Below are 9951 nucleotides of genomic sequence, written 5' to 3'. Positions count from 1 at the left end.
TCGCCCGACTTTTCTTTTTGGAAGAATGAAACCCTTGCTGTGCAAGGATTTCATTTGTACCCGGTACGGGAATCGAACCCGTCTTTCCTCCGTGAAAGGGAGATGTCCTAGCCGATAGACGAACCGGGCATTTTTTGTCAATCGGGACGCAAAAATAGGCTTTGGAAACTACCTGCCAAAATTTTTTCGCTTTTTTATTGAAATAAGGGGGTCTGTATCAGGCGGAGATTAGATTTTAGCCACAGATTCACAGATTATCACCTGTAATCTGTGAATCTGTGGCTAAAACTTCAATTCGCATCCCCAAAAATTATCTGCTTTTTTCCTCTCAATCCATGTAAATTTGCCACTCTTTAAGCCATATACCTAAAACAAAAAACAATGAGTACAGTAAAAGTTGCCATCAACGGTTTCGGACGTATCGGCCGTTTGGTGTTTCGTCAGATCTACAATATGGAAGGTATTGATGTAGTAGCAATCAACGATCTGACCAGTCCAAAAGTATTAGCCCATCTCCTGAAATATGATAGTGCACAGGGACGTTTCGATGCCACTGTTACTTCTACTGATGACGCCATCATTGTAAATGGCGAAACAGTAAAAATTTATGCCCAGAAAGATCCCGCACAAATTCCCTGGGGTAGCCATGGGGTTGATGTTGTGATTGAATCTACTGGTTTCTTCACCGATAAAGAAAAAGCTGAAGCACATATCAAAGCCGGCGCAAAACGCGTTGTAATTTCTGCTCCTGCTACTGGTGACCTTAAAACAGTGGTGTTCAATGTGAACCATAGTATCCTGGATGGCAGTGAAACAATCATTTCCTGCGCATCATGCACCACCAACTGTCTGGCGCCAATGGCTAAAGTATTGAATGACCAGTTTGGTATTGCAACCGGTATCATGACTACCATTCATGCTTATACAAACGACCAGAATACACTTGATGCTCCGCATCCAAAAGGTGATCTGCGTAGAGCTCGTGCTGCTGCAGCTAATATTGTTCCCAACAGCACAGGTGCTGCAAAAGCCATCGGACTGGTATTACCAGAACTGAAAGGTAAACTGGATGGCGGTGCACAACGTGTTCCAACCATCACTGGTTCATTAACTGAACTGGCTGTTATATTGAACAAAAAAGTAACTGCAGAAGAAATCAATGCAGCAATGAAAGCAGCAAGCAATGAAAGCTTTGGTTATACTGAAGACGAAATCGTTAGCTCAGATATCATTGGTATCCGCTACGGCTCTTTGTTTGATGCTACCCAAACCAAAGTAATGACTGTTGGAGACGCACAACTGGTAAAAACAGTAAGCTGGTACGATAATGAAATGAGTTATGTAAGCCAATTGGTTAGAACTGTGAAGTATTTTGCAGGACTAATATCTTAATAATTTGAAAATTTGAAAGTGTGGTAATTTGAAAATGTTTTTTTCGGCATTTTCTATTACCACATTTTTTATTTACGCAGAACCGTAATTTTCAAATTTTCAAATTCTCAAATTCTCAAATTTTCAAATTAATGTATGAGCAAGTTTCTTAATCACAACTTCAGCAACCAAAAAGCTTTAATCCGCGTTGATTTTAATGTTCCGCTGAACGCCGAATTTGAAATTACCGATGATACCCGCATGCGTGCTACCATTCCTACTATTCAGAAAATATTAAGGGATGGCGGTAGTGTAATATTGATGAGCCATCTCGGCAGACCTAAGGAAGGCCCAACAGAAAAGTATTCACTGAAACATATAGTGAAACACTTATCAAGCCTACTAGACGGCAAAGCTGTATTATTCGCGGATGATTGTATTGGTACATCAGCCACTGAACTTTCAGCTGCATTAAAACCAGGTGAAGTATTGTTGCTCGAGAACCTGCGTTTTTATAAAGAAGAAGAAAAAGGCGATTTGGCTTTTGCTGAGAAACTGAGTAAACTGGGTGATGTATATGTAAACGATGCCTTCGGAACAGCTCACCGTGCTCATGCTTCAACTGCAGTGATCGCACAGTTTTTCCCGGGAGATAAAAAAATGTTTGGCACCGTAATGGATGGTGAAGTAGCCAGTGCCGAAAAAGTTATGCATTCTGCTGAGAAACCGTTTACGGCTATCATCGGAGGTGCCAAAGTGAGCGATAAAATCCTGATCATCGAAAATCTGCTTGAAAGAGCTACAGATATTATTATCGGAGGTGGAATGGCGTACACATTTATGAAAGCTCAAGGCGGCACCATCGGTAATTCTTTGTGTGAGAACGATCGTTTGGATACTGCCGTGGCATTATTGAAAAAGGCAGAAGAGAAAGGTGTTTGTATTCACCTGCCATCCGATTCAATCATTGCAGACAAATTTGCTGCAGATGCCAACACGTCAACAGCCCCAAGTAACCATATTCCAGACGGCTGGATGGGACTTGACATTGGTGCCAGCGCCTGCGAGCAGTTTACCAATTGCATTAAGCGTTCTAAAACCATCCTTTGGAATGGTCCGATGGGCGTATTCGAAATGGAAAAATTTCAACACGGCACCAAAGCCATTGCCATTGCCATTGCAGAAGCTACGGCCAAAGGAGCATTTTCACTGGTTGGCGGTGGTGATAGTGTAGCTGCAGTAAACCAGTTCGGTTTTGCTGATAAAGTAAGTTATGTTTCCACCGGCGGTGGCGCCATGCTCGAGTATTTTGAAGGCAAAGAATTACCTGGGATAGCGGCGGTAAAGTAGGAGAGAAATTCAAAATTCAAAAGTCAAAAGTCAAAAGTCAAAATTGGGTTATTAGCCATTTTTTTGACTTTTGACTTTTGAATTTTGAATTCACTGTAATATTTCCCCCATTTTGCTACTAATGGTATAAAAACAGGAATTAAATAACTAATTTCATACAAATCAACTTAAACATGAGTACTAAAAATTTAACCTTAATTGTTATTGCAGCATTGATCCTTATTTTGGGAGGATGTGGCTGCAGGGGATATAATGGACTGGTAAAACAGGATGAAGTGGTAAAAAATGCATGGGCAAATGTTGAAAGTGATTACCAACGCCGTGCCGACCTGATCCCTAATCTGGTAAATACCGTAAAAGGAGAAGCGAATTTTGAGCAGACTACATTACAAAATGTAATCAATGCACGTGCAAGTGCAACTCAGATTAAAGTAGATCCGAATGATCTTTCACCTGAGAAATTACAACAATACCAAGCTGCGCAGGGACAACTCTCTCAGGCTTTGGGACGTTTGTTGATGGTGACAGAAAACTATCCTAATCTGCGTGCCAATGATGCTTTCCGTGGATTGCAGGCTCAATTGGAAGGAACTGAGAACAGAATAAAAGTTTCCCGTAATGATTTCAACAAAGCGGTAGCTGATTATAATATCAAAGCACGTTCTTTCCCAATGAATCTCCTTGCAGGTATGTTTGGATTTAAAGTGAAAGAAGGCTTTAAAGCAGACGCAGGCGCCGAAAAAGCACCGGAAGTTAAATTTTAATACCTAAGCCACAGTGCTGTTTCAGTGGAGCAATCTTTTAAGATCATTGCCCAAACCTGTTACACACTGTGGCTTTTAATATTAGCCAGTTATGTTCGGACTATTCAGCAAAAAACCAGAAAGTCATTTCTCAGAAGAAGAGAAACAGAAAATTGTTGCTGCTATTCAGTCTGCAGAGCAAAAGACCAGTGGTGAAGTGAGGATTTATATTGAGAATAAATGTGCTTATGTAAATCCATTACATCGGGCACAAGAACTCTTTTTCAATTTGAAAATGGACCAGACTGCAGAACGCAATGGTGTACTGGTATATATAGCCATGAAAGATCGACAACTGGCTGTATTTGGGGATGAAGGTATTCACCAAAAAGTGGGTAGCGCATTCTGGGATCAGGAAGTTAAGAAGATGCTTGCGGAATTCCGGCAACTGCATTATGCAGAAGGGTTGGCTACTATTATAGAAGATATAGGCGTGGCTTTATCAACACACTTTCCTTATGATAATAAGGGTGATAAGAATGAATTGCCGGATGAGATTGTATTTGGCAGATAAACAGTTCACCGGAACCGAAACATTATGAAAAAATTACTCGTCATCTGGCTTATGCTCCTGAGCTTTGTAGCAATACAGGCGCAGGATATTTTACCTAAACCGAATCCACCAAGGTTGGTAACCGACAAAGCCAATGTTTTATCAAAGGAACAACGGGAAGCTTTGGAACAAAAGCTGGTTGCGCTTGATGACAGCAGCTCAAACCAAATTGCAGTTGTACTGCTTCCTACGCTCGATGGATATCCGATAGAAGAATATGCCAATAAATTATTTCGCGATTGGGGTATTGGAAATGCCAAAACAAACAATGGTGTATTAATTATAGCGGCAATTGAGGATAGAAAAATCAGGATTGAAGTGGGGTATGGATTAGAAGGCGCTATCCCCGATATCATTGCGAGTAATATTATTCAGCAGGATATTGCACCCAACTTTAAAGATGGTAATTATTATCGTGGTTTGGATAGAGCCATCGAATCGTTGGCAAAAGCGGCAGTTGGAGAATACAATGTAAAAAGAATAAAGAAGAACAAAGATGGAGTAACCGGCAAATCATTACTCACATTCATTTTCATTCTCTTTGTAGTGTTAATGATAGTGGCGCGCAAAGGCGGCGGTGGAGGACGAGGTGGTGGAATGATGAGTCGTCGTGGTTATGGTGATATTGCAGAAGCTATATTCTGGTCATCCGTACTTGGTGGAGGCAGACGAGGCAGCGGCGGCGGCGGATGGGGAGGAGGAAGCGGTGGCGGTTTCGGCGGCTTCGGAGGAGGAAGCAGCGGTGGCGGCGGTGCAAGCGGAGGGTGGTAGGAAACAATTAATAAGAAATAAGGAATAAGAAATAAGGAATGAGAAAGTAATATGTTTTATAAGCAAAGAAGCCTTCCAGTTGGAAGGCTTCTTTTTTGGTTGTAGTTGGAAAGAATTCCCACTTATTTTCTTATTTCTTATTTCTTATTTCTTTTCTTCCGGCAACCTGCTTCTAACATAATCAGCCATTTCTTTCGCACCAGCAGCTTCTTTAGCGGCCGCAAGTTCTTTCAGAGCAGGGAGCATTGTTGGATCAGTTTGAGGGCGGGCTGCGGCTGGAATAAGGTCGCGGAAGGCGAATATAGCATCAACAGCCTGTTTGAATTCACTAAGCTTGGTAAGTTTAGCAGCAAAAGCGGCATAGGTAACACTCATCTGTACTTTTGCAAATGAAAGCGGCATTTTATCGTAGCTGTCAGAAACAACAGCAAATGCTGTTTCATCGCCATAAGTAATTAAAACACCAGAGATTGATTCATTCAAACGACCCTTTGCAGGTGACTTACTTAATTCCTTGGCCAGTTCAAGTGCAGCAATACTATCAATACTTGCTAATGCATCTAAGCCAGCTCCGGCAAGTGTATAAGAAGAATCTTTTGAGGCAGTTAAGAATAAATCACGGTAAGATGCTTTCTTAAGGTTTGATAAATAATCAATGGCTTCTGCTCTTACCGTTCTTTTTGTGTCATTTTTTGCGATGGCTTCCATTTTTGCAATCAAGGCATCGTCAGGGGTTACTTTAGCAAGGTTGGTGATCGCAAGTGAGCGAATACGGAAGTAAGGATCATTTAAAGCATCCATTAATAACTGAACAGCAGCAGGGTCTTTTGTATTGTTTCCAGCAAAAGCAACTGCTTCTCTGCGATCTAGATAATTACCAGCATGTTTAAACTGATGAATAAATTCAGCAAGTGTTTTATTATCTTTTTTATCAACCAATAAATATTTGTCCGCATCTACATTAATCTGATCTGGCTTAGATTTCACATTAAACGTAAAAGTGTCAGCCTTTTTCTCCATGCATACCTGATGCCTTGTTTTTTCATTTCCTTCCCAAACATCAATGGTAAAAGGTAATTTGAAGGTTTTGTCACCAGCCTGAATTTGTTTGATAATAACACTAGATTGTTGTTTGGTGGCATCGTATTGATAACTAATATCGATGCGTGGGTGACCACTGCCAAAATACCATTGGTTAAAGAACCAGTTAAGGTCTTTTCCAGTAACATCTTCAAAAGCTAAACGTAGTTTGTGTGCGCTACCTGTTCCAAATTTATTGGTAGTAAGATACTTATTAAGAGAAGCAAAGAAAGCATCATCTCCTACGAGGTTACGCAGCATATGTAATATCCGACCACCTTTATTGTAGCTGATGGCATCAAACATATCTTCTTTATCTTTATAATAGAAGCGCACCAGATCACGGTTTTGTTGTCCGCTACCTATATAGCCACGCATCTGATTAAAGTTTTCGAACATGGCTTCATCATTTCCATGCTTATATTCTGCCCATAGGTATTGACTATAATCTGCAAAGCTTTCGTTTACGGTAAGATTACTCCAGCTTTCTGCAGTAACAAGATCGCCAAACCACTGGTGAAATAATTCGTGTGCGATAGTAGATTCCCAGCCATTGCCATCAATAAGTTCACGCGCATCTTGCTGAGCGCTTTCCTGGTGTAAGGTAGCGGTAGTATTTTCCATGGCGCCACTTACATAATCGTGTGCAACCATTTGGCTATATTTTACCCAAGGGTATTCCACACCTAGTTTTTTAGAAAAGAATGCCATCATTTCAGGGGTAGATCCAAAAATTTTGCGGGCAACTTTTTCATAAGGCTTATCTACATAGTAGTTAACTTCTTTTCCTTTATATGTGTCCTTAATCACTGCAAAATCACCGATACCCATAAAGAATAAATAAGGCGCATGTGGTTGGTCCATCGACCATGTATCTGTGCGTGTTCCATCAGCATTCTTTTTCTGTGCAATCATTTTACCATTAGACAGGGTAACATATTTATTCGCCACAGTTAGGTTGAATAATTGGGTAGATTTTTGATTTGGGCGATCAATAGTAGGAACCCAAACTGAAGTGGCTTCTGTTTCACCCTGTGTCCAGATTTGTGTTGGCTTATCTTTTTCTTCTCCTTTCGGGTTAATAAAATAGAGGCCTTTGGCGTCGGTAATAGCTGCACTGCCAGCAACCCTGAATTCATTTGGTTTGGCTGTATAATCAATATATAAAGTATAGCGCTCGCCTTTTTTAAAAGTTTTGTTGAGTTTTATATTCAGAAAAAGGCTGTCGTAATTGTATTTCAGCGGAATGTTTTTACCAGCGCTAACAATCGCAACCTGGTTGATGTTCATGCCTTTCGCATCCAATTGTACGGAATCTGTAGCATAGAAATGGGGTTGGAGGGTAATCCAAACCTTTCCATTAAGGTATGAATGTTCATAATCAAAGCGGGCATCCAGTCTGGTATGCACTAAGTCGTTTTGTTTGGTGGCAAACGCGCGGTACTGCGATTTCCATTCTTCACTTCCCCCGGTTTGAGCCATCAGGAAAACCGGAGCAAAGGCAATCAATAATAAAATCTTTTTCATGTTAGCTTTTTAGATGGCCTAAAGATAAACTTGCTGCGGAAACAGATTGTTAGAATTTTACTAATGGTCTGGCGGGTTATGCACCATTGTCTTTAGCGTTTTTTAAAACAGTAAATTTGTTGGTATGAAAGAGCGGAAAAAACTGAAAAATATCCTGGTGGTTATTATGCTGTTGATAGGCAGTGTCGGTAATATATCGGCACAGCCAACCCATTATCTATTCTTTCAAACCGAAAATAACCAACCTTTTTACCTCCGGATCATGGGTGCCACCCTTAGTTCGAATGAAACTGGTTATTTGTTGATACCCAAACTAACAGATGGTAAATACGAGATACAGGTAGGTTTTGCAAAATCAACCACTGAACAGGCATTTACCTTCAATATGGAGGGGCGTGATATGGGATTTTCTTTGAAGCAGGAGTTAGACAATACCTGGAGTTTGTTCAATCTGGTTGATTTTAGCCTGTTGAGAGGCACGACTGTTAACATTCAAATTGAACCTGAGATAGTAAAAAAGGATACTGTTGTTAAGGCTGAAGTTAAAGCCGAAGTAAAGAAAACAGAGAAAGAGGAAGTTAAAGAACCTGTTGTACCAGTTGAAAAACCGGTTGTGAAGCAGCAAATAAAAGCGAAGCTGGTATTGCCTGAAATATCAAAAATCTATGATCGTTCATCAGTTGATGGGGTTGATATGGTGTTTGTGGTAAAGGAATTAACCAGAAGCGATACGGTTATTCTGTATGTTCCAGCAATAAAACCTCCTGGTATGGCGGGTAAATTGACGGATAACAAGGCAAAGGATCAGCCTTCAGGAGCATTAATATTAGCTACTGCTATAACTCACCCTTTCAAAACCAACTGATGCGATACTTCCTATCTGTAGCTTATATGGGAACCAGGTATGCTGGTTTTCAGGTGCAGGATGGACAGGAAACCATTCAGTCGCAGGTTACAAAGGCATTGGAAACGCTTTTCAGGGTGCCATTTTCTCTTACAGGTTCATCACGAACAGATGCAGGGGTACATGCGGAGGAAAATTATTTCCATTTCGATACAGACCATCAATTAACATTAAAGCATCAATATAACCTAAATGCGATCTTACCTAGTGATATAGCCATAAAGGGTATATATAGGGTGGAAGAAACGGCTCATTGCCGGTTTGATGCAGTTGAAAGGAAGTACAAGTACTTGATTCACAATAAGAAAGACCCATTTTTAACCCAGAGGTCGTGGTTGTATCCATATCCTTTAGACCGGATTGTTTTAAACAGGCTGTCGGAAGTTTTATTAACTTATACTGATTTCACCTCTTTTTCGAAGCGAAATACCCAGGTATATACCTACAATTGCGAAATCAGAGAAGCAAGATGGGAAGATTTGGCTGGGGGTGGGTTAAGTTTTCACATAAGTTCCAATCGTTTTCTTCGTGGAATGATCAGGGGTATAGTTGGAACGATGATTCGGATTGCGAGGGCAGGATTAACGATCGAAGAGGCGGAGGAATTGTTTCGAAATATTATAGAAGCCAAAGATTGCAGCAGGGCTGATTTTACAACGCCGGCATATGGTTTATACCTGATGGAAGTAAGGTATCCTGAAGGAATGATGCAGGCTTTAAGTGAATCGTGAATAGTGTTTGAATATTGTTGTTAGTAGTAAATGGTTCTTCCTCTGATAAAACAGGTGTTTGATACCTGTGACTATTTTTTTTCTCTTCTGAAAGTCTTGTGTGGTAAGGCTTTCGTCACTCCAAGCTAAAATTATTTTGAAAAAGATTTGGCAGGAAACAATTCACGCCTATCTTTGCAGCCCGCTTTGAAAAAAAGGGGATGTTCTTTGAAGGCAGCTACAATGAAAGGCAAAAAAAAGTTGCAAATTTTCAAAATAAAATTTGCTGGTTTAAATAACACACTTATCTTCGCCGCCCGTTCGATAAAAACGGTAGTTCATTGAAGCATAAATGAGGGTCTGAAAAAATAAAAATCAAATAAAATTTGGTACTAAAAAATAAGCTCTTATCTTTGCCGTCCGTTTGAAAAAAACGGTAGTTCTTACAGCGATTTTGACAGTAAAAAAAGTTTGAAATTTCTTCAAATAATTTTGGCTGATAAAATAAAAGCTTATACCTTTGCAACCCCAACAAAATGGGTAGCTTAGAAAAAGCGAAAAGATCTTTGAAAGTTTGGAAGCAACAGCACAATTAAACATAATTACAAATTAGTTTACTTGTAAGGTTAACAGCAATCAAAAACAATTAACAACAAATCCGACGTTAATTTCGATTATTTGAGATTAAGTCAGATCAAACAACATTTACAATGGAGAGTTTGATCCTGGCTCAGGATGAACGCTAGCGGCAGGCTTAATACATGCAAGTCGAGGGGCAGCATGAGTGTAGCAATACATTTGATGGCGACCGGCAAACGGGTGCGGAACACGTACACAACCTTCCTATAAGTGGGGAATAGCCCAGAGAAATTTGGATTAATA

At 40.2% G+C, this 9951-nt stretch carries 8 protein-coding genes, 1 tRNA gene and 1 rRNA gene (1 of these 10 only partly in view); 8 read left to right on the top strand and 2 right to left on the bottom strand.

What is annotated here, in order from left to right; translation table 11 throughout:
* Nucleotides 1-57: 57 nt before the first annotated feature.
* Nucleotides 58-129, bottom strand: a tRNA-Glu gene (locus ACH30E_RS15915).
* A gap of 252 nt (nt 130-381) precedes the next feature.
* On the opposite strand from ACH30E_RS15915, the gene gap reads away from it, so the two are divergent.
* From gap to ACH30E_RS15890, 5 genes are all read left to right on the top strand, one after another.
* A complete protein-coding gene (gene gap, locus ACH30E_RS15910; protein ID WP_294996811.1) occupies nt 382-1392 on the top strand; it encodes a type I glyceraldehyde-3-phosphate dehydrogenase in 1011 nt (336 codons plus the stop codon).
* Nucleotides 1393-1527: 135 nt separating this feature from the next.
* Nucleotides 1528-2721: a phosphoglycerate kinase gene (locus ACH30E_RS15905; protein WP_294996813.1), complete on the top strand. Its 1194-nt coding sequence runs from the start codon at nt 1528-1530 to the stop codon at nt 2719-2721.
* A gap of 173 nt (nt 2722-2894) precedes the next feature.
* Nucleotides 2895-3485, top strand: coding sequence for a LemA family protein (locus tag ACH30E_RS15900; protein WP_490825758.1), 591 nt, complete (start codon nt 2895-2897; stop codon nt 3483-3485).
* A 91-nt stretch (nt 3486-3576) separates the two neighbouring features.
* Nucleotides 3577-4038 (top strand): TPM domain-containing protein, encoded by a 462-nt coding sequence (locus tag ACH30E_RS15895; RefSeq protein ID WP_294996816.1) that lies wholly within the window; start codon nt 3577-3579, stop codon nt 4036-4038.
* Between the two features lie 24 nt (nt 4039-4062).
* On the top strand, nt 4063-4848 hold the full coding sequence (locus tag ACH30E_RS15890) for a TPM domain-containing protein (RefSeq protein WP_294996819.1): 786 nt from the start codon (nt 4063-4065) through the stop codon (nt 4846-4848).
* 144 nt (nt 4849-4992) lie between these two features.
* Here ACH30E_RS15890 and ACH30E_RS15885 read toward each other — a convergent pair whose 3' ends face one another.
* Nucleotides 4993-7455: a M1 family aminopeptidase gene (locus tag ACH30E_RS15885; protein WP_490825757.1), complete on the bottom strand. Its 2463-nt coding sequence runs from the start codon at nt 7453-7455 to the stop codon at nt 4993-4995.
* 124 nt (nt 7456-7579) lie between these two features.
* Between ACH30E_RS15885 and ACH30E_RS15880 the strand changes: the two genes are divergently transcribed.
* From ACH30E_RS15880 to ACH30E_RS15870, 3 genes are all read left to right on the top strand, one after another.
* Nucleotides 7580-8320, top strand: a complete 741-nt coding sequence (locus ACH30E_RS15880; RefSeq protein ID WP_490825756.1) for a hypothetical protein — start codon at nt 7580-7582, stop codon at nt 8318-8320.
* On the top strand, nt 8320-9090 hold the full coding sequence (gene truA, locus ACH30E_RS15875) for a tRNA pseudouridine(38-40) synthase TruA (RefSeq protein ID WP_490825755.1): 771 nt from the start codon (nt 8320-8322) through the stop codon (nt 9088-9090). The genes ACH30E_RS15880 and truA overlap by 1 nt, the downstream gene beginning before the upstream one ends.
* 686 nt (nt 9091-9776) lie before the next feature.
* A 16S ribosomal RNA gene (locus tag ACH30E_RS15870) occupies nt 9777-9951 on the top strand (it continues 1356 nt past the right edge of the window).

This window comes from Sediminibacterium sp. FW305-C-61 (assembly GCF_058231065.1).
The sequence above is the reverse complement of the archived record's forward strand: the minus strand, read 5'-3'. Positions and strand labels throughout refer to the sequence as shown.